We start from the raw sequence: 17,794 nt of genomic DNA on the forward strand, positions 1-17,794 counted from the left end.
GGCGAATTACTTGGACGCGGCGGCGAGCTTGCTGCCCGCGTCTTCGGCATTGGCGAATTTCTGCTTCGCTTCGGCGAGCCAGGCGGCGTAGCGCTCCTGGCTGACGACGCGGAAGGCGATCGGCATGTAGGCGTGGTTCTGGCCGCAGATGAACGAGCACTGGCCGTAATAGATGCCTTCGCGCTCGGCCTTGAACCAGGTTTCGTTCAGGCGGCCGGGGATCGCGTCGATCTTGATGCCGAAGGACGGCACCGTGAACTTGTGGATGACGTCGGCGCCGGTGACCTGGACGCGGACGATCTTGCCGACCGGCACGATCGCCTCGTTGTCGACCGCGAGCAGGCGCGGGGCCTCGGCCTCGGCGATCTTCTTGCTGGCGATCGCCTCGGCACGCTGCTTCTCGTCCAGCATCAGCGAGTCGAAGCCGAAGGCGCCGTTGTCCTGCGCGTACTCATAGGACCAGTACCACTGCTTGCCGGTGACCTTCAGGGTGAGGTCGGCCTGCGGCACCTCAAGCTGCAGCTTGAGCAGGCGGAAGGAGGGAATCGCGATGACGACGAGGATCAGGACCGGGATCACCGTCCAGCACACTTCGAGCAGGGCGTTGTGCGTGGTCTTGGAGGGGACCGGGTTGGCCTTCTCGTTGAAGCGGAAGACGACATAGATCAGCAGCGCCAGCACGAAGAGCGTGACGACGCCGATGATGATGTTCAGCCAGTCATGAAACCAGTGAATGAATTCGGCGACGGGGGTCGCGGCGCCCTGCAGGTTCATCTGCCAGGGGGAAGGCATGCCGGTGCCGGCGACGGCCGGGACGGTCGCCAGCGCGGCGACGGCAAGGGCCGTGGCGGCCGCGGTTGCAAAGGTCCTGCTCAGAAATCGCATCGATCCGACATGCTCCTCAATCGACCTGCATGGGAACCGACCGGCTTTGCCCCACGCACGAAGGGGCGACCGCGAAGGTCGCCTCGTTCTTCGGGATTGCGATAAATCAAAGATCACGCTTGCGCCAGTGGGGCAATGACACGGTCCATCATCATCAGTGCGGCATAATCGCGCGAGGCCTTGACGGAACCACGCCCGCACCCGCGTGCACGCCTTGACAGGGCCGGGCCTGCATGGTCCCAACGCATTTTATGTGAAGAGCGGTAGGATTCTCTGGCGCTGTCGGCGTTTTGCCTGAATCTTGCGCTTTTGCTGCGGTTTCTGGACGGGTTTCGAAGGATGGCAGGGATGATGAGGATCATCGGAGCGGCAGGCGCCTTGGCGCTGGCGCTCATGGGGACGAGCCTCTACGCCGGCTCCGCTCTCGCGCAGGGCGCGGTGCGTTCCACACATGGCGATTGGCAGATGCGCTGCGAAGTGCCGCCCGGCGCCAAGGCGGAGCAATGCGCGCTGGTCCAGAACGTCGCGGCCGAGGACCGGCCGAATCTGACGCTCCTCGTCATCGTGCTGAAGACTGCCGATCAGAAGAGCCGGCTTCTGCGCGTCGTCGCGCCGCTTGGCGTGCTGCTGCCATCCGGCCTCGGCCTCAAGATCGATGACAAGGATATCGGCCGCGCCGGCTTCGTGCGCTGCCTGACCACCGGTTGCGTTGCCGAGGTCGTCATGGACGACAACCTGCTCGGCCAGCTCAAGGGCGGCAAGAGCGCGACATTCATCGTATTCCAGACGCCGGAGGAGGGGGTGGGCGTGCCCGTCTCGCTCAACGGCTTCGGCCCCGGCGTGGAGGCGCTGCCTTGATCGACCAGACTCTGACTACGGGCCGCTGGCTCGCCCTGCCGCTGCTTTGCCTGGGTCTCGCCGGCTGCGGCTCCTCCTCATCGCCCTCCGCCGGCAGCACGGCGCTCAACATGCTGATGTTCCAGTCCTCGAAGCCGCCGGCGCCTGACCAGCTGCCGAAGGAGGAGGAACGGAACGATACGGTCTGCCCGGAGGTCATCATCGCCGATGGCGGCGCCGCGATCCGCGCTCAGGCCGGTCAGGACAGCAGCGGTCTGCGCTACCAGGTCTCGATCACCAACGTCGCGCGCGAGTGCACGCCGACCGGCAATGGCGGCTTCCGCCTCAAGGTCGGTGTCGAGGGTCGTGTGCTTCTCGGCCCGGCCGGCAGCCCGGGCAGCTACGGTGCGACCTTGAACACGACGGTGACGCGCGGCACGGCGACGGTTGCGCGCCGCGGCTCGCGCGTCGGCGGCACGATCCCGTCCGGCCAGAGCGGCGTCGACTTCTCCCATGTCGAGGACGGCATCGTCGTGCCGGCTGGCAATGGCGAGGTCGAGATCATCGTCAGTCTCGGTCAGGGTGGTGCAGCCGCCCCGGCGCGGCATCGCCGCCGTTAAAAGCAGCTTTGCCGTGAAAGAAGGCGCCGCCCGGATTGACTGGGGCGGCGCCTCCTGTATCTCTGCCCAAGCCGCATATCCCCGCGGAAGAGACCGGGCCTGATCCGTCAGGACCCGGCGCCGAAGGCGCAACCGCCCCGGAAACGCTCAGGCAACAAGGACCGCTGGGGATTTGGCGCTCTGGAAAGAGGCGGGAAGCGATTCCCGCCCACCGACGGGTGTAACTCGTCCGGCCTCACGGTCAGGCGGGGAAATCTCTCAGGTCCCAAGACAGAGGGGGCGCGTTCCGGACGATATTGTCCGGGGCTTGCGCTTGACTCTGGGAGGGGCACGCCATGGCGGCCGAGGCCACTATCGATACCGCCGGCGCGCCCGCGCCGCTGAAGACGCCGCTTCATGCCCGCCATGTCGCGCTCGGTGCCCGCATGGTGCCCTTCGCCGGCTACGACATGCCGGTGCAGTACCCGGCCGGCATCCTGACCGAGCACAACTGGACGCGCGAGAAGGCAGGGCTCTTCGACGTCTCGCATATGGGCCAGGCCTTCCTGGTCGGCCCCGACCACGAGACCACGGCAAAGGCGCTGGAAGCGCTGATTCCCGCCGACATCGTCAATCTCGCGCCCGGCAAGCAGCGCTATTCGCAGCTTCTCAACGAGGAGGGCGGCATCCTCGACGACCTGATGGTGACGCGCTCGATCGATCCCGATGAGGATGGCGCGCTCTATCTCGTCGTCAACGCCGCCTGCAAGGACGCCGACTACGCCCATATCGAGGCGCGGCTGCCGGCCAATGTGAAGCTGGTCAAGGCCGAGCATCGCGGCCTGATCGCGCTGCAGGGGCCGGGCGCCGAAGCCGCGCTCGCGAAGATCGCGCCGGAAGCCGCCGAGATGGGCTTCATGTCCTCGCGCACCATGAAGGTCGCGGGTATCAAGGCCAATGTCAGCCGCTCCGGCTATACCGGTGAGGACGGCTACGAGATTTCCGCGGCCGCGGCCAAGATCGGCGAGATCTGGGACACGCTGCTGCTCGACGCCAGTGTCAAGCCGATCGGGCTGGGGGCCCGCGATTCGCTGCGGCTCGAAGCGGGCTTGTGCCTCTACGGCCACGACATCGACACCGCGACCTCCCCGATCGAGGCCGCGCTCAACTGGTCGATCCAGAAGCGCCGCCGCGAGGAGGGCGGCTTCCCCGGAGCAGCGCGCATCCAGCGCGAACTGGCCGAGGGCGTCTCGCGCATCCGCGTCGGCCTGCTGCCGGAAGGTCGTGCCCCGGCCCGCGAGGGGACGGAGATCGCGACGCCGGAAGGCGAGGTGATCGGCTCCGTCACCTCGGGCGGCTTCGGCCCGACGCTGAACGGCCCCTGCGCGATGGGCTATGTCGCCAAGACCCATTCCGCGCCGGGCACCAAGCTCAACCTCATCGTGCGCGGCAAGCCGCTGCCGGCGGTGGTGGCGCCGATGCCTTTCGTTCCCAACGGCTACAAGCGCTGATCTGATTTTTCGATTTTTCGCCAGGAGGAAACCATGGCCGAGACCCGCTACAGCAAGGACCACGAATATATCCGCATCGAAGGCGACGTCGGCACTGTCGGCATCTCCGACTATGCCCAGTCCCAGCTCGGCGACGTCGTCTTCGTCGAGCTGCCCACGGTCGGCAAGGCGCTGACCAAGGGCGGCGAGGCCGCCGTCGTCGAGAGCGTCAAGGCCGCTTCCGAGGTCTACGCCCCGGTTTCCGGCGAGGTCGTCGAGGTCAATGCCGAGCTCGAAGGCGCGCCGGGCACCGTCAACGAGGACCCGGCCGGCAAGGGCTGGTTCCTCAAGATCAAGATCAAGGACGCGGCCGAACTCGACGGGCTGATGAACGAGGCAGAGTACCAGAACTACGTGAAGACGCTCTGAGTACGAGCGGCACATCATTCTCGGGCGGCGCGAAGCGGCGACCCGGGAATCTCATGACGAGAAGATGCTGGTTGAAGAGATGCTCGGGTCAAGCCCGAGCATGGCGTCGTTGAAAACCGCGCAGAGCACAATAGGAACCCCCATGCGCTATCTCCCGCTCACCGATACCGACCGCGAGGACATGCTCGCGCGGGTCGGCGTCTCCGACATCGATGCACTGTTCAGCGATGTGCCCGCCGGAAAGCTCCTGACGGCCCCGGTCGATCTGCCCCGCGCCAAGGGCGAGCTCGAGGTCGAGCGCATTCTCGGCAAGATGGCCGGCAAGAACATTGCCGCCTCCGCTGTGCCGTTCTTCGTCGGCGCCGGCGCCTACAAGCACCATGTCCCGGCGACGGTGGATCACCTGATCCAGCGCTCGGAATTCCTGACCAGCTACACGCCCTACCAGCCCGAGATCGCGCAGGGCACGCTGCAGTATCTCTTCGAGTTTCAGACGCAGATCGCCGCGCTGACCGGCATGGAGGTCGCCAACGCCTCGATGTATGACGGCTCGACCGGCACCGGCGAAGCGGTCCTCATGGCGCACCGCGTCACCAGGCGCCGCAAGGCGGTGCTCTCCGGTGGCCTGCACCCACACTACACCGAAGTGGTGAAGACGCTCTCGGAGATGGCGAATGACGAGGTCGTGGCGCTAAAGCCCGACGTCTCGGCCGGCGAGGACATTCTTTCGCAGATCGACGACAGCGTTTCCTGCGTCGTCGTTCAGTCGCCGGATGTCTTCGGCAACCTGCGCGACCTGAAGCCGATCGCCGAGAAGGCCCACGCCCATGGCGCACTGCTGATCGCGGTCTTCACCGAGGTCGTCTCGCTCGGCGCCGTCGTGCCTCCGGGCGCGCAGGATGCCGATATCGTCGTCGGCGAGGGCCAGTCGATCGGCAACGCGCTGAATTTCGGCGGGCCCTATGTCGGCCTCTTCGCCGCCAAGTCGAAATATATCCGCCAGATGCCGGGCCGGCTCTGCGGCGAGACGGTCGATTCGACCGGCCAGCGCGGCTTCGTGCTGACGCTCTCGACCCGCGAGCAGCATATTCGCAGGGACAAGGCGACCTCGAACATCTGCACCAATTCTGGCCTCTGCGTGCTGGCCTTCACCATCCACATGACGCTGCTCGGCCAGACCGGTCTCGCCCGCCTCGCCGAGGTGAACCACGCCAATGCCGTGAAGCTCGCCGACCTGCTTGCGGGCGTGAAGGGGGTCTCGGTGCTCAACGAGAGCTTCTTCAACGAGTTCACCGTGAAGCTGCCGAAGCCTGCAGCTGAAGTGGTCGAGGCTCTCGTGCAGAAGGGCATCCTGGCCGGCGTGCCGGTCTCGCGGCTGATGCCGGATGCCGGGCTCGACGATCTCTTGCTCGTCGCCTCTACCGAAGTGAATACCGATGATGACCGGGCGGCCTTCGCCAAGGCGCTCGCGGAGGTGCTGTGATGCTGAACCGTCAGGGACGTCCCACCCAGGCCGGCGCGGCCTCGCATGAGGAGCGCGCCACCTTCACCGGTAACAAGGCCCTCCAGCAGATCGAGCCGCTGATCTTCGAGATCGGCCATCACGAGGCGACCGGCGTCGACATCGACAAGCCGGCGCCGTTCAAGTCGCGCCTCGGCAAGCACGCCCGCCAGGGCGAGATCGGCCTGCCCGGCCTCTCCGAGCCCGAGACGATGCGCCACTACGTGCGCCTCAGCCAGAAGAACTACGGCATCGACACCGGGCTCTTCCCGCTCGGCTCCTGCACGATGAAGCACAATGCCCGCCTCAACGAGAAGATGGCGCGTCTGCCGGGCTTCTCCGACGTGCATCCGCTGCAGCCGTTCTCGACCGTGCCCGGCGCGCTCGAACTGATGCTGGAGCTCGCCCGCTACCTGATGACGCTGACCGGCATGCCGGCCGTCGCTCTCAGCCCGAAGGCCGGCGCCCATGGCGAGGCCTGCGGCATGATGGCGATCAAGGCTGCGATCGAGGCGAAGGGGGAGGGCGCGTCCCGAAACGTCGTGCTCGTCCCCGAATCGGCCCACGGCACCAACCCGGCGACCGCGGCGCTGATCGGCTTCTCGGTGAAGGCCGTTCCGGCCCGTCCGGACGGCACCGTCGCGGTCGAGGATGTGAAGGCCCTGCTCGGGCCGGACATCGCCGCGATCATGCTGACCAACCCGAACACCTGCGGCATCTTCGAGCCTCAGATCGTCGAGATCGCTGCGGCGATGCATGAGGCGGGCGCCTATTTCTACTGCGACGGTGCCAACTTCAACGCCATCGTCGGCAAGGCGCGTCCGGGCGACCTCGGCGTCGACGCCATGCACATCAACCTGCACAAGACCTTCTCAACGCCCCATGGCGGCGGCGGTCCCGGTGCCGGCCCGGTCGTGCTCTCCGCGCGTCTGGCCCCCTTCGCGCCCGTGCCCTTCATCCATGTCGAGGACGATGGCAGGCTGCATCTGATCGAGACGCGCGAGGAAGCGCCGGAAGGGAACAAGCCCTTCGGCCGCATGACCGCCTTCCACGGCCAGATGGGCATGTATGTCCGCGCGCTCGCCTATATGCTCAGCCACGGCTCGGACGGCATGCGCCAGGCCTCCGAGGATGCGGTGCTGAACGCCAACTACATCCGCGCCGGCTTGAGTGACCTGATGTCGCTGCCGTTCCCGGACCATCCGTCGATGCACGAGGTGCTGTTCGACGACGAGTGGCTCAAGGGCACCGGTGTCTCGACGCTCGATTTCGCCAAGGCGATGATCGACGAGGGCTACCATCCGATGACGGTCTATTTCCCGCTCGTCGTCCACGGCGCCATGCTGATCGAGCCTACCGAGTCGGAATCGAAGGCCTCGCTCGACCTCTTCATCGCGACGCTCCGCGACCTCGCCATGTCGGCCAAGGGCAACGACAAGGAGCGCTTCACGAGCGCGCCGCATCATGCCCCGATCGGTCGCCTCGACGAGACCCGCGCCGCCCGCCAGCCGGTGCTGAAGTGGGAAAAGCCGGCCCCGGCGAAGGCTGCGGAGTAAGGCGCTCCAGCCCATGCTGACGGCATTCGTCAGCATGGTGAAGGACGACGGCCACTTCTTAAACATTCCTTGACCATGTCGAGGAATGATCCCCCGGTGCCGCTCTCTGCGGCCCGGGGGTTTTCATGTCTATGCGTCCCTCCATCCTCGCCGCGGCGGCCGCGCTCCTGCTGGCCTCGACGGCGATCGTGCGTGCGAACGAGCCGAGCTACGGCCCGAACACCTATGACCGCACGCTCGAAGCGCTGATCGCCCATGAGGATGTCGCCAGCCGCGGTGGCTGGCCCAAGGTGCCCGGCAGCGCCAGCGCCCTGAAACCGGATTCGCAGGGCGCGGATGTCATCGCGCTGAAGCAGCGGCTGCTCGCCAGCGGCGATCTCGCGCCGGAAGCCATGGCGGGCGACAGCTATGACGCAGTCGTAACCGAGGCCGTGAAGCGCTTCCAGCGCCGCCACGGCCTGTCGGATCTCGGCACGGTCGGGCGCCTGACCCTCAAGGCCATGAACACGCCGGTCGAAGCGCGCCTGAACCAGCTCACCGCGACACTGGAGCGCCTCAAGGGCAACGGCTTCAACTTCGCCAGCCGCTATGTCGTGGTGAACATCCCCGGCGCCAGCGTCGAGGCGGTCGAGAACGGCACGGTCGCTCAGCGCCATCTCGCCATCGTCGGCCGGCCGGACCGGCCTTCGCCGGTGATCCAGGCCAACATCACCTCGGTCAATCTCAACCCGTACTGGACGGTGCCGATGTCGATCGTGAAGGCCGACGTGATCCCGCATATGCGCAAGGATCCGGGTTTCATCGCCAAGTCGAACATGAAGCTGCTCGGTGCGGAGAACAAGGAAATCGACCCCAAGAGCGTCAACTGGTCGACCCTGACGAACCCTTATTTCTACGTGCGTCAGGAGCCTGGGCCGACCAACTCGCTCGGCCAGCTCAAGATCGACATGCCCAACAGCGATGCGGTCTACATGCATGACACGCCGAAGAAGACGCTGTTCCGCAACGACGTGCGCTTCAATTCATCTGGCTGTGCGCGCATCGAGGGCGTCCGGGATCTCGCAGCCTGGCTGCTGGAAGGCTCGGAATGGAACCGCCAGGCGATCGAGGATGAGATCGCCAAGGGCGAGCGCAAGAACATCCCGCTCAAGAAATCCGTGCCGGTCGCCTGGGTCTATCTCACCGGCTGGCAGGGCGCGGACGGGCAGGTTCAGTTCCGCGACGATATCTATGGGCTCGATACCCCGCAGGGCATCGTCACCTCGACGATCCAGCCGCGCAAGCCGAAGCCGAAGGCGGCCGCCGCTCCTCCGGCGCGACCGGCGATCCGCCCGGTGACCGCGGCAGGCAGCGCTCCTGGCCCGGCGACAACCGCCAGCAACTGAAGGCGGCCTGATGCATGCCTGCGTCATTCTCGGGCGAAGCGGAGCGTAGACCCGAGAATCTCGAGACGGAACCGGCGCAAGAGGCTGCTTCGGCATGAGATGCTCGGGGCAAGCCCGAGATGATGCGTCACTCGCTCTTGCCAGGCGTCAAAATGAAAACGCCGCGCTCCGAAGAGCGCGGCGTCGAACTTTTGAGCGATCCGGCTGAGCTCAGTTGAGCTTGGCCTTGATCTCACTCAGCCCCGCAGCGAAGGCGGCTTCGCCAGCCTTGCCGGCCATCTGGCCGCGCAGGATGGTCTCGGCCGCCTTGGTGGCTGCCTCCGCAGCGGCGGCGCGAACCTCGGCCTCGGCCTGGCTTTCGGCCTGGGCGATCTTCTCCTCGGCCGCCTTGGTGCGGCGGGAGACGAAATCCGCAAGCTTGGCCTCGGCTTCTGCCGCGAGACGCTTGGCCTCTTCGTTGGCGGAAGAGACGATCTCGGCAGCCTCGGCCTCGGCGGCCTTGCGCTTCGCATCGTACTCGGCGAGCAGCTTCTCAGCCTCCTGACGCAGGCGGCGGGCTTCCGCCAGCTCCTGCGCGACCTTCTCGCCGCGAGCGTCGAGAGCCTTCACGATCGCGCCCGGCACGCCGAACTTGACCAGAATGGCGAGGAAGATGACGAGCGCGACGCCGACCCAGAAAGTATCCATCTGATCTCTCCTCAGCCGCGGGTCAGGGCCTGGTCGACAGCAGCCGACGCCTCGTTGGCGCTGGGAGCCTGACCGGTGAGCTTGGTGACGATGGCGACGGCAATGTCGCCGCCGAGATCGCGCACATTGCTCATGGCATCGACCTTGGTCTTGGCGATGGCCGCCTCGGCCTGGGCGAGCTTGGCGGCAAGCTCTGCCTCGGTCGCGTGGCGCTGGGCCTCGCTGGCCTTGGCGCCGGTGTCGCGCGCCGTCTGGGCGATGCCCTGGGCGTTCTTGCGAGCCTCGCCGAGGGCCTTTTCATAGGCCTGCGCCATGTCCTCGGCCTTGGCCTGCATCTGCGTGGCCTGATCGAGATCGCGGCCGATCGTCTCCGCGCGCTCCTCCAGGATGGAGCCGAGGCGCGGCAGCGCGACCTTGGACATCAGCCAGTAGAGAGCTGCGAAGGTGATGGCGAGCCAGAACAGGTTGCTGGCGAAGTGAGCCGGGTCGAAGGGCGGGAAAGACGCCTTCTCGCCGCTCAGGCCGTGTTGCTGCTCGGCAGCCTGCGCCGCGCCAGCCAGCAGAGTGGCGAACGAGGCGACAGCCACCGGCCATCCTTGTCCGACGAACCCTGAAGATCGAACCGGCATGGGGTGCCTTTCAGCGCAGAGAAAAGGAACCGCCGCGCACGTGGCCGAAAGATGGCCGGCGCGCGCGACGAGAAAGCGGTCGACGAAAACGTCAGACCACGAAGAGCAGGACGAGCGCGACGACGAACGCGAAGATGCCCAGACCTTCGGCGAGCGCCGCGCCGATGAAGGCGCGCGGGAACTGGCCGTCAGCGGCCGACGGGTTGCGCAGGGCGCCCGAGAGGAAGTTGCCGAAGATGGTGCCGACGCCGATGGCGGCAAGGCCCATGCCGAGCGAGGCGAGACCAGCGCCGATGAACTTGGCTGCAACAGGATCCATGATGTTTCTCCAGTGTGGAAGGCTAAAGGGCGGGTTGAACTCTCGCGAGCGCGGCTTGGGCTCAGTGGCCCGGGTGCAGCGCGTCGTTGAGATAGACGCAGGTCAGGATCGCGAAGACGTAGGCCTGCAGAGCCGCGACGAGGACCTCGAGCGCGGTGAGCGCAACCGCCAGCAGCAGCGGCAGCGGCGCGATGGCGTAGCTGAGCACGGCGCCCGAGCCGAGCAGCGCGACGACGAAGCCACCGAAGACCTTGAGGGCGATGTGGCCGGCGAGCATGTTGCCGAACAGACGAAGCGAGAGCGAAACCGGCCGCGACAGGAAGGAGACCGCCTCGATCAGCACCATGAAGGGCAGCAGCCAGCCGGGCACGCCTGACGGCACGAAGAGGCCGAAGAAATGGGTGCCGTGCTTCACGACGCCGTAGATCACCACGATGCTGATGACGAGCAGCGCCAGGGCGGCGGTGACGATGATCTGGCTGGTGACGGTGAAGGAGCCGGGCAGCAGGCCGAGCAGATTGCTCGCCAGCACGAAGGTGAACAGCGAGAACACGAAGGGGAAGAACTTCAGCCCCTCCTTGCCCATGACGCCGGTCATGGTCGAGGCGACGAACTCATACATCATCTCGGCGAGCGACTGCAGGCGGCCGGGAACGACCGCACGCTGGCTCGAGCCGTAGATCATGATCGCCGAGACGACGGCGAGCACGATCACCATCCACAGCGAGGTGTTGGTGAAGGAGAGGTCGATGCCGAACGGCTTCAGCTCCACGATGGGAGCAATGTGGAATTGGTGGATCGGATCGATTCCGCCGCCGGCCGCCATGGTCTCGTACCTCGTCGCGCGGCCCGGAGGGGCCGCCTTTCGATCAATTCGCCTTCGGGCCGCCGTTCGACCCTGAGGTCGGACGCGAACCGAGCCGATAGACGGATCTGAAGCCCGCGATGGCTCCGATCACCAGGAAGGCGATCAGCAGGAACGGGGACGTTCCCAGCCACCGGTCGCCGAGGTACCCGATCAGGGCGCCTGCGATGATGCCGCCTGCGAGATCCGTCGCGGCGCGAAAGCCTGAAGACATCGCACCCGCGAGGGCTTTGTCCTCTCCAGCCGGGCCCGCGCCCGGCTTTTCGGTCTCTTCCGCCCGTTTGATCGCGGACTTCAGGGAACCCAGTCTTGCGCGCAACTCCGAGTCTGAGGCGTTTGGGTCGGGTTCGGACATGGTCTTGGCCTCCGTCTTGACCGCGTTTACGCCGCGATCCAGCGAAAAACCACTATAACCACGATCAAACCCGCGCATCGAGCCGTCGTCAGCACGGCCTCCTTTATTGACAGCCCCCGGCGCTGTCAAGGCACGTGGATAACACCTAACACATTGGAATATTTGGAAATTCGGGCTAGGTGCGACATTCTTGCCGCAATGCGGTGCCGATTGTGGCATTTTTTCAGCCGGGAGAACGGCGTCCTCAGCCGGCGTCGCGAATGCGCTCGGCGGTGGCCAGGTCGACCGAAACCATCTGGCTGACGCCGCGCTCGGCCATGGTCACGCCGAAGAGCCGCTCCATCCGTGCCATGGTGATCGGGTTGTGGGTGATCAGGATGAAGCGCGTTTCGGTGTTTCGCGCCATGTCGACAAGCAGGTCGCAGTAGCGTTCGACATTGGCGTCGTCGAGCGGCGCGTCGACCTCGTCGAGCACGCAGATCGGCGAGGGGTTTGTCAGGAATACCGCGAAGATCAGCGCGGTCGCGGTCAGCGCCTGTTCGCCGCCCGAGAGCAGCGTCATCACCTGCGGCTTCTTGCCGGGAGGGCGGGCGAAGATCTCGAGCCCGGCATCGAGCGGATCTTCCGAATCGACCAGCCTGAGTTCCGCCTCGCCGCCGCCGAACAGCACGCCGAAGAGCCTCTGGAAATGGCCGTTGACGATCTCGAAGGCGGCGAGCAGCCGCTCGCGCCCCTCGCGGTTCAGCGCCCCGATCGCCTGCCGCAGCCGGCGGATCGCTTCGGTCAGGTCGTCGCGCTCGCCGGAAAGTCCCTCGCGCTTGGCCTTCACCTCGGCCAGTTCGTCCTCGGCTCGCAGATTGACGGCGCCGAGTCGCTCGCGCTCGCCCTTGAGATTGGCGAGCCGACGCTCGACCGTCTCCGGCTCCGGCAGCGCATCGCCATGCTTGATTCCGGCGATGGTCTGCAGCCCGTCGAGCCCGGTCTCGAGCCCGTCCTCGATCTGGCGCGTGATGTCGGCGACCCGCTGGCGCGCAGCGTCCAGCCTCGCCTCTGCCGAGGCGCGGCGCTCACGCGCGCCGGACAGCCCTTCGAGGGCGATGCGTGCCTGCCGGTCGGCCTCCGCCAGCGCGGTTTCGCCGGAGGCAAGCTTGTCGGCCGCCGCGCGGCGCGCACCCTCGGCCTGCTCGATCTCGGCGACGAGCCGGCGCCGCTCGGTCAGGAAGGTGTCGGGCGCTTCCAGCAGCGTCTTCTGCTCGGCGCTGGCGACCTCGATCCGGTGCCGCGTCTCCTCGGCGGTCTGGAGACTGGCCGTCGTTCGTTCCTTCCAGGCCTTGATGTCGGCGGCGATAGCGGCACGGCGCCGGGTGCGCAGTTCGGCTTCTCGGGCCAGGGTCTGAACGCGAGCGCGCGCATCGGAGGCGGCGGCGCGGGCCTCGCCCAGCAGCACGCGGGCCTTGAGCAGCGTGTTTTCGAGCTCGGCAGAGGCGGGCAGGGCGGCGAGCCCTGCTTCTTGTGCTGCAGCTTGCTGAGAGGCCTCGGACACGGCCTGGCCGAGCCGCTTGATCGCCTCGGCCAGGGTCGAACGCTTGACCAGCGTCTCAGCCGCCTTGCGCTCGGCGGCGGTGAGCTGTTCGCGGGCCTGATCGACAGTGCGGCGCGCCAGCCGCGAGGCCTCGATCGCAGCGGTTTCTGCCTGCGCCGCATTGCGCGCCTCGGCGCCGACGGCATCCAGCACTTTACGGGCGGCGTCCGCCGCCTCGCGCGCGGCCTGTGCCTCACGTTCGAGATCGACGAGGCGATTCTTCTCCGAGAGCCGTCGGGCGGCGGGCGAGGGGGCATCGGCCGCACTCGTGAAGCCGTCCCAGCGCCAGAGATCGCCTTCGCGCGAGACCAGGATCTGGCCCTGCTTCAGTTCTCGCCGCAGGATTTCGCCTTCGCCGCGTGTGACGACGCCGATCTGTGCCAGTCGTCGCCTCAGGGCCGCGGGTGCCTTGACGTATGCAAGCAGCGATTCGGCACCTTTCGGCAGGCCAGGATCGCCGCTTCCTTCTCCGGTATCGTCCCAATGCGCGGGGGCTGCCGCTTCGGTCGAAGCGTCGAGATCGTCACCGAGCGCCGCACCGAGCCCGACCTCGTAGCCCTTGGCGACGCTGACCGCTTCGAGGATCGCCGGCCAGCGGTCGCCCGCGGCAGGGGACAGCAGCTTGCGCAGCGTGCCGATCTCGGTGTCGAGGCGCTGCGCCCGGCGGTCCGCCTCGGCAAGCGGACCACGCAGCTCCGCTTCACGCTCGCGCGCTGCCGCGACCGCCGTGCGCGCCGCACCGACATCGGCCTCTGCCGCCTTCACCGCCTTCTCGGCCGTCGCAAGTGCTTCGCGCAGCTTGTCGAGCAGCGTCTTCGTATCGGAAGCATCGAGCGTGTCGAGTTCGCGGCGCAGCTTGTCGCGCTCGCCGCCCGCACGGTCCTGCCGCTCGCGCGCCTCGCGCAACGAACGCTCCAGCGCGCCCCGTCGCGCGGCGAGGTCGGACAGTGCGGCCTGGGCGGCGGCCTGTTCGGCTTCGGCCGCTGCGAGGGCGGCTTCGGCCGTACGCTGCGCTGCCGTCGCGGCCTCCGCGCCTGATCCGGCGCCTTCGCCTTCGCGGGCGAGCGCGACATCTTCCTCCGATAGCCGGGCAAGGCTTTCGGCGGCATCGCGGCCGATATTGTCCTGCCTTGAGAGGTCGGCCTGCAATTCCGCGAGACGGCGCCCGAGTTCTTCTGCTCGCTGCCGGGCGCGGCGATTCTCGGCTTCGAGCTCGTCGAGGCCGCGTTTGAGGCGAACCAGAGCGGCTGCGGCTGTCGCCTCGCCCTCGCGCAGTGCTGGCAATTCATGGGCGACGATGGCTTGCCGCTTGGCGGCTTCGGCCTGGATGCCGGTCTGGTCGGCGACGCCGCGCACCGCCTCTTCCAGCACCCGGGAGGCCTGCGCTTCCTGGGCGCGGGCATCGTGCAGTGCAATCACCGCCAGGGTTGCCTCGGCGCGGCGGATATCGGCGGCGAGGCTGCGGTAGCGCCCGGCCTGCCGCGCCTGCCTCTGCAGGGCGTCGATCTGCCCGTCGATCTCGCCGAGCACGTCTTCCAGCCGGGTCAGATTGTCTTCGGCGCCGCGCAGCCTCAGCTCCGCCTCATGGCGGCGGCTATGCAGGCCGGCGATGCCGGCGGCATCCTCCAGGATGCGCCGGCGCGATTGCGGCTTGGCCGAGATGATCTCGCTGATCTGCCCCTGCCGGACGAGGGCTGGCGAGCGCGCGCCGGTCGCGGCATCGGCGAAGAGGAGCTGAACGTCCCTGGCGCGCACTTCCTTGCCGTTGATGCGATAGGTCGAGCCTTCCTCGCGCTCGATCCGGCGCGTGACCTCGAGGACATCGGCCTCGTTGAAGGCGGCCGGCGCCTTGCGGTCGCTGTTGTCGAGGGTGAGCGAGACCTCGGCCATGTTGCGGGCCGGGCGCTCGTTCGAGCCGCCGAAGATGACGTCGTCCATCCCCGAGCCGCGCATGTTCTTGAACGAGCTTTCGCCCATCACCCAGCGCAGGGCTTCGACAAGGTTGGACTTGCCGCAGCCATTCGGCCCGACGACGCCGGTCAGCCCCGGCTCGATCAGGAACTCGGTCGGCTCGACGAAGGTCTTGAAACCGGCGAGCTTGAGGCGCGTCAGATGCATTGCGCCACCATGTCCTTCTCCCCTCGGGGGAGAAGCTGTCTGCGAAGCGGACGGATGAGGGCGGTCATGGACCGCTCTGCCATCCCTCCCTCATCCGACCCGGCTTCGCCGGGCCACCTTCTCCCCCGAGGGGAGAAGGAAAGAGCACGCGCCCCCTCAGTTGCCGAGGAGCGGCTCCAGGATCTTGTCGAACTCGGCGATCGTGAGCGCACCGGAACGCTTCTGCCCGTTGATGAAAAAGGTCGGCGTCGAATCCACACCAGCCTTGGCCCCGCCATCCTTCACGACCGTGACGGCGTCATAGATATCCTGCCGTTTCAAGCAGGCCTCGAAGGATTCCTGTGTGAAACCGGCCTGCTTCACCAGCGCGGCCAGCGCATCGACCGGCTTGTCGGTGAAGGCCCAGTTGCGCTGCTGCGCGAAGAGCAGGTCCGTCATCGGGAAGTACTTGTCGTTGCCGTTGCAGCGGGCGAGCATGAAGCCCGCTGTCGCCAGCGGATCGAGCGGGAACTCGCGCAGCGTGAAGCGCACTTTGCCGGTGTCGATGTACTTCTTCTTCAGCTCCGGCCAGGTCGCCTGATGGAAATGGGCGCAGTGCGAGCATGTCATCGAGGCGTACTCGACGATGGTGACTTTGGCGTCGGGGGATCCCAGCCAGACATCGCCCAGAGGGCCGGCGTCGGGAAGCTTGGTCTGGGCCCGCGCGGCGCTAACGCCGGCGAGCGCGGCAGCGGCGATGCCGGCCGCGCCGGTCAGGAGCTGTCGCCTGTTCGTCATCGTGAGAAATCCCCGAAAGGTCCAAAAGCGGTTGCGGAGCTATAGAGGCCAGCGCGATTGTGGCAAGAGCACATCGTGCCGCTGGGCGGTCTCCTCACGAAGCCGTGTCATGGTCTCGCGTTTTCGCGCTGAGCGCTACAGCCCGGCCGAGCCGCGCCAGAGCTTCGCGCAAGCCCTCGTCGGCAACGCCGGCGACCTGCTCGTCGATCCGCGCGGCGGCCGCGCCGTCGAGCTTCGGCGCTGGCTTCGCAGTCACAGGCGCCGCGACCGGCCCCTGCTTGAGCACGAGCTTGCCGACGGCGCGCCAGCCGAGATGGGTGTTGACCCGCTCGATCACCAGCGGGCCGAGCTGCTGCATCTCCAGCGCGAAGGCGCTCTCGACGCGCACGACCATTGTCGCCGGCTCCGTCGCCTCGCCGGGGGCAGGCCGGCGGCGAGGCCAGTCGATCTTGAGCGGGCGCGAGCGCGCCGCCAGTCGCTCGCCGACGATCTCCGGCCAGAGCGAGACGATGGCGCGTCCGGCAAAGCCCTGCGCGGCGAGCGCGGGCGCGATGCAGTCGTCGATCAGCTCTGCGAGAGGTTTTGCGGCCATGGCTCAGTTTGCGCGAGTGGCCGGCGGCCTGGCAAGTCGGTTGCGCGGCAGGGGCGTTGTCGTGTCCGAAGGCGAGGCCGTCGGAGACGTTCGCAGGTGCCCGCTCACCACCCCTTGGCGGACCGCGGGGATGCTCGACAGGCTATCCGGCAAAACATGTGTGGCGCTCGTGTTCACAGTTGATTGTCGGGAAATGGAATGCCGGTCGTTTGAACCGGAGCGGCATGCGCCGATAGCCTTTGGCGATCGAGATCGCTTGGCGGACCAATTCGGCTCCGCTGGGTTGAAACCAGGAGTTGAAATTAACTCGCCCGCAGCATTTCAGCACTAAATGGCGCAATGGCAGCTCCTGTGGGGGCTGTCGCCGAGCGCGTCGGCGGACTCGGCTTGGGTTGGGCCTACGACTGAAGGTTCGAATACGATGCCGAGTTGCTCCTGCACCACTGTTCATACGTTCGGCTGCGATGCTCCTGATGATCCGAGCCGCCGCCAATTCTTCACAGCGGCCGTTGCCTTGGGCGCAGCCGGAGCGGTGGGCCTGCCTGCCGTCAAGGCTGTCGCCGCCACGCCTTCGCCCGAAAAGCGGAAATTCATGGAAGAGGCGACGCGGCTGGCCATAGAATCGGTCGAGAAGGGATGGGGCGGCCCGTTTGGCGCCGTTATTGTCAAAGACGGCGAAATCATCGGACGCGGGCAGAACCGCGTGCTTCTCACGGGCATTCCGGTCTTTCATGCCGAAATCACCGCGATCATGGATGCTTCGGCGCGCCTCAATCCCAAGGCGCTGCTGGGCAGTGAATACAACGCGGGCACAATCCTGGAAATGATCCCCCGCGAGGCGGGCTCTCCCGATCCGGTGCCGGAGCGCGCGCGCATGCTCAAGGGATGCGAGATTTACATCAACGGCGCGCCCTGCCCGATGTGCATGAGCGCGATCTACTGGTCTCGCATCGACCACGTCTATTTCGCCGCCAGCCTGAAAGACACCAGCGCAATCGGGTTCGACGACGCCTTCCAGTACGAGGATTTCGCCAAGCCGTGGGGCGACAGGCGGATCAAGGTGACCGAGAACTTCGAGCGAGAGGTTGGTCTCAAAGCCTATGAGGCGTGGACGAACAAGAAGGATCGCCACCCTTATTGAGGCGCGAGGCCGAGATCGGCAGCTATGCGGTTGCCGAAGGCTGGAAG

General features: G+C 66.8%; 17 protein-coding genes and 1 riboswitch. Of the genes, 8 read left to right on the top strand and 9 right to left on the bottom strand.

The annotated features are described in order from the left end of the window. Window positions 1-6: 6 nt before the first annotated feature. Window positions 7-885 carry a cytochrome c oxidase subunit II gene (gene coxB, locus AC1DNE_RS08650; RefSeq protein ID WP_441468850.1) on the bottom strand — a complete coding sequence of 293 codons (879 nt, stop codon included), beginning with the start codon at window positions 883-885 and terminating at the stop codon, window positions 7-9. Window positions 886-1,233: 348 nt separating this feature from the next. Here coxB and AC1DNE_RS08655 point away from each other — a divergent pair, with 348 nt between their 5' ends. The 7 genes from AC1DNE_RS08655 to AC1DNE_RS08685 all read left to right on the top strand — a co-directional run bounded on the left by AC1DNE_RS08655 (window position 1,234) and on the right by AC1DNE_RS08685 (window position 8,682). Continuing rightward, a complete protein-coding gene (locus tag AC1DNE_RS08655) occupies window positions 1,234-1,743 on the top strand; it encodes an invasion associated locus B family protein (RefSeq protein WP_441468849.1) in 510 nt (169 codons plus the stop codon). Further along, the gene (locus tag AC1DNE_RS08660) at window positions 1,740-2,342 is read left to right on the top strand and encodes a hypothetical protein (protein ID WP_441468848.1); all 603 of its coding nucleotides are present in this window, start codon (window positions 1,740-1,742) and stop codon (window positions 2,340-2,342) included. The genes AC1DNE_RS08655 and AC1DNE_RS08660 overlap by 4 nt, the downstream gene beginning before the upstream one ends. Window positions 2,343-2,416: 74 nt before the next feature. Further along, window positions 2,417-2,516, top strand: a riboswitch (glycine riboswitch). A gap of 161 nt (window positions 2,517-2,677) precedes the next feature. Then, a complete protein-coding gene (gcvT, locus tag AC1DNE_RS08665) occupies window positions 2,678-3,832 on the top strand; it encodes a glycine cleavage system aminomethyltransferase GcvT (protein WP_441468847.1) in 1,155 nt (384 codons plus the stop codon). Between the two features lie 33 nt (window positions 3,833-3,865). Then, window positions 3,866-4,240 carry a glycine cleavage system protein GcvH gene (gene gcvH, locus AC1DNE_RS08670; protein WP_441468846.1) on the top strand — a complete coding sequence of 125 codons (375 nt, stop codon included), beginning with the start codon at window positions 3,866-3,868 and terminating at the stop codon, window positions 4,238-4,240. A gap of 142 nt (window positions 4,241-4,382) precedes the next feature. Beyond that, a complete protein-coding gene (gene gcvPA, locus AC1DNE_RS08675; protein ID WP_441468845.1) occupies window positions 4,383-5,723 on the top strand; it encodes an aminomethyl-transferring glycine dehydrogenase subunit GcvPA in 1,341 nt (446 codons plus the stop codon). Then, window positions 5,723-7,297, top strand: a complete 1,575-nt coding sequence (gene gcvPB, locus AC1DNE_RS08680; RefSeq protein ID WP_441468844.1) for an aminomethyl-transferring glycine dehydrogenase subunit GcvPB — start codon at window positions 5,723-5,725, stop codon at window positions 7,295-7,297. Before gcvPA ends, gcvPB begins: the two co-directional genes overlap by 1 nt. Before the next feature lie 125 nt (window positions 7,298-7,422). After that, window positions 7,423-8,682, top strand: a complete 1,260-nt coding sequence (locus AC1DNE_RS08685) for a L,D-transpeptidase family protein (RefSeq protein ID WP_441468843.1) — start codon at window positions 7,423-7,425, stop codon at window positions 8,680-8,682. 210 nt (window positions 8,683-8,892) lie between these two features. On the opposite strand, the gene AC1DNE_RS08690 is transcribed toward AC1DNE_RS08685, so the two are convergent. From AC1DNE_RS08690 to AC1DNE_RS08725, 8 genes are all read right to left on the bottom strand, one after another. Continuing rightward, complete coding sequence (locus AC1DNE_RS08690) at window positions 8,893-9,369, bottom strand: F0F1 ATP synthase subunit B family protein (RefSeq protein WP_441468842.1); 477 nt, start codon at window positions 9,367-9,369, stop codon at window positions 8,893-8,895. An 11-nt stretch (window positions 9,370-9,380) separates the two neighbouring features. Then, the gene (locus AC1DNE_RS08695) at window positions 9,381-9,956 is read right to left on the bottom strand and encodes a F0F1 ATP synthase subunit B family protein (protein ID WP_441468841.1); all 576 of its coding nucleotides are present in this window, start codon (window positions 9,954-9,956) and stop codon (window positions 9,381-9,383) included. Window positions 9,957-10,089: 133 nt separating this feature from the next. Next, window positions 10,090-10,317 carry a F0F1 ATP synthase subunit C gene (locus tag AC1DNE_RS08700; protein WP_038360954.1) on the bottom strand — a complete coding sequence of 76 codons (228 nt, stop codon included), beginning with the start codon at window positions 10,315-10,317 and terminating at the stop codon, window positions 10,090-10,092. Window positions 10,318-10,378: 61 nt separating this feature from the next. Further along, complete coding sequence (locus AC1DNE_RS08705; RefSeq protein WP_441468840.1) at window positions 10,379-11,143, bottom strand: F0F1 ATP synthase subunit A; 765 nt, start codon at window positions 11,141-11,143, stop codon at window positions 10,379-10,381. A 43-nt stretch (window positions 11,144-11,186) separates the two neighbouring features. Further along, complete coding sequence (locus tag AC1DNE_RS08710; RefSeq protein WP_441468839.1) at window positions 11,187-11,537, bottom strand: AtpZ/AtpI family protein; 351 nt, start codon at window positions 11,535-11,537, stop codon at window positions 11,187-11,189. 244 nt (window positions 11,538-11,781) lie between these two features. Continuing rightward, on the bottom strand, window positions 11,782-15,237 hold the full coding sequence (locus AC1DNE_RS08715; protein WP_441468838.1) for a chromosome segregation SMC family protein: 3,456 nt from the start codon (window positions 15,235-15,237) through the stop codon (window positions 11,782-11,784). Between the two features lie 156 nt (window positions 15,238-15,393). Continuing rightward, complete coding sequence (locus AC1DNE_RS08720) at window positions 15,394-16,014, bottom strand: DsbA family protein (RefSeq protein ID WP_441468837.1); 621 nt, start codon at window positions 16,012-16,014, stop codon at window positions 15,394-15,396. Window positions 16,015-16,108: 94 nt separating this feature from the next. After that, window positions 16,109-16,606 carry a DUF721 domain-containing protein gene (locus AC1DNE_RS08725; protein WP_441468836.1) on the bottom strand — a complete coding sequence of 166 codons (498 nt, stop codon included), beginning with the start codon at window positions 16,604-16,606 and terminating at the stop codon, window positions 16,109-16,111. A gap of 421 nt (window positions 16,607-17,027) precedes the next feature. Between AC1DNE_RS08725 and AC1DNE_RS08730 the strand changes: the two genes are divergently transcribed. Further along, window positions 17,028-17,747, top strand: a complete 720-nt coding sequence (locus AC1DNE_RS08730) for a nucleoside deaminase (protein WP_441468835.1) — start codon at window positions 17,028-17,030, stop codon at window positions 17,745-17,747. Window positions 17,748-17,794: the final 47 nt, after the last annotated feature.

The organism is Allobosea sp. 05L423 (genome assembly GCF_056397745.1).

Excerpts from the sequence above, each read along its gene's own strand:
- coxB (WP_441468850.1), bottom strand. The coding sequence starts at position 885 with ATGCGATTTCTGAGCAGGACCTTTGCAACCGCGGCCGCCACGGCCCTT.
- AC1DNE_RS08655 (WP_441468849.1), top strand. The coding sequence starts at position 1,234 with ATGATGAGGATCATCGGAGCGGCAGGCGCCTTGGCGCTGGCGCTCATG.
- gcvT (WP_441468847.1), top strand. The coding sequence starts at position 2,678 with ATGGCGGCCGAGGCCACTATCGATACCGCCGGCGCGCCCGCGCCGCTG.
- gcvH (WP_441468846.1), top strand. The coding sequence starts at position 3,866 with ATGGCCGAGACCCGCTACAGCAAGGACCACGAATATATCCGCATCGAA.
- gcvPA (WP_441468845.1), top strand. The coding sequence starts at position 4,383 with ATGCGCTATCTCCCGCTCACCGATACCGACCGCGAGGACATGCTCGCG.
- gcvPB (WP_441468844.1), top strand. The coding sequence starts at position 5,723 with ATGCTGAACCGTCAGGGACGTCCCACCCAGGCCGGCGCGGCCTCGCAT.
- AC1DNE_RS08685 (WP_441468843.1), top strand. The coding sequence starts at position 7,423 with ATGTCTATGCGTCCCTCCATCCTCGCCGCGGCGGCCGCGCTCCTGCTG.
- AC1DNE_RS08690 (WP_441468842.1), bottom strand. The coding sequence starts at position 9,369 with ATGGATACTTTCTGGGTCGGCGTCGCGCTCGTCATCTTCCTCGCCATT.
- AC1DNE_RS08700 (WP_038360954.1), bottom strand. The coding sequence starts at position 10,317 with ATGGATCCTGTTGCAGCCAAGTTCATCGGCGCTGGTCTCGCCTCGCTC.
- AC1DNE_RS08705 (WP_441468840.1), bottom strand. The coding sequence starts at position 11,143 with ATGGCGGCCGGCGGCGGAATCGATCCGATCCACCAATTCCACATTGCT.
- AC1DNE_RS08710 (WP_441468839.1), bottom strand. The coding sequence starts at position 11,537 with ATGTCCGAACCCGACCCAAACGCCTCAGACTCGGAGTTGCGCGCAAGA.
- AC1DNE_RS08715 (WP_441468838.1), bottom strand. The coding sequence starts at position 15,237 with ATGCATCTGACGCGCCTCAAGCTCGCCGGTTTCAAGACCTTCGTCGAG.
- AC1DNE_RS08720 (WP_441468837.1), bottom strand. The coding sequence starts at position 16,014 with ATGACGAACAGGCGACAGCTCCTGACCGGCGCGGCCGGCATCGCCGCT.
- AC1DNE_RS08725 (WP_441468836.1), bottom strand. The coding sequence starts at position 16,606 with ATGGCCGCAAAACCTCTCGCAGAGCTGATCGACGACTGCATCGCGCCC.
- AC1DNE_RS08730 (WP_441468835.1), top strand. The coding sequence starts at position 17,028 with ATGCCGAGTTGCTCCTGCACCACTGTTCATACGTTCGGCTGCGATGCT.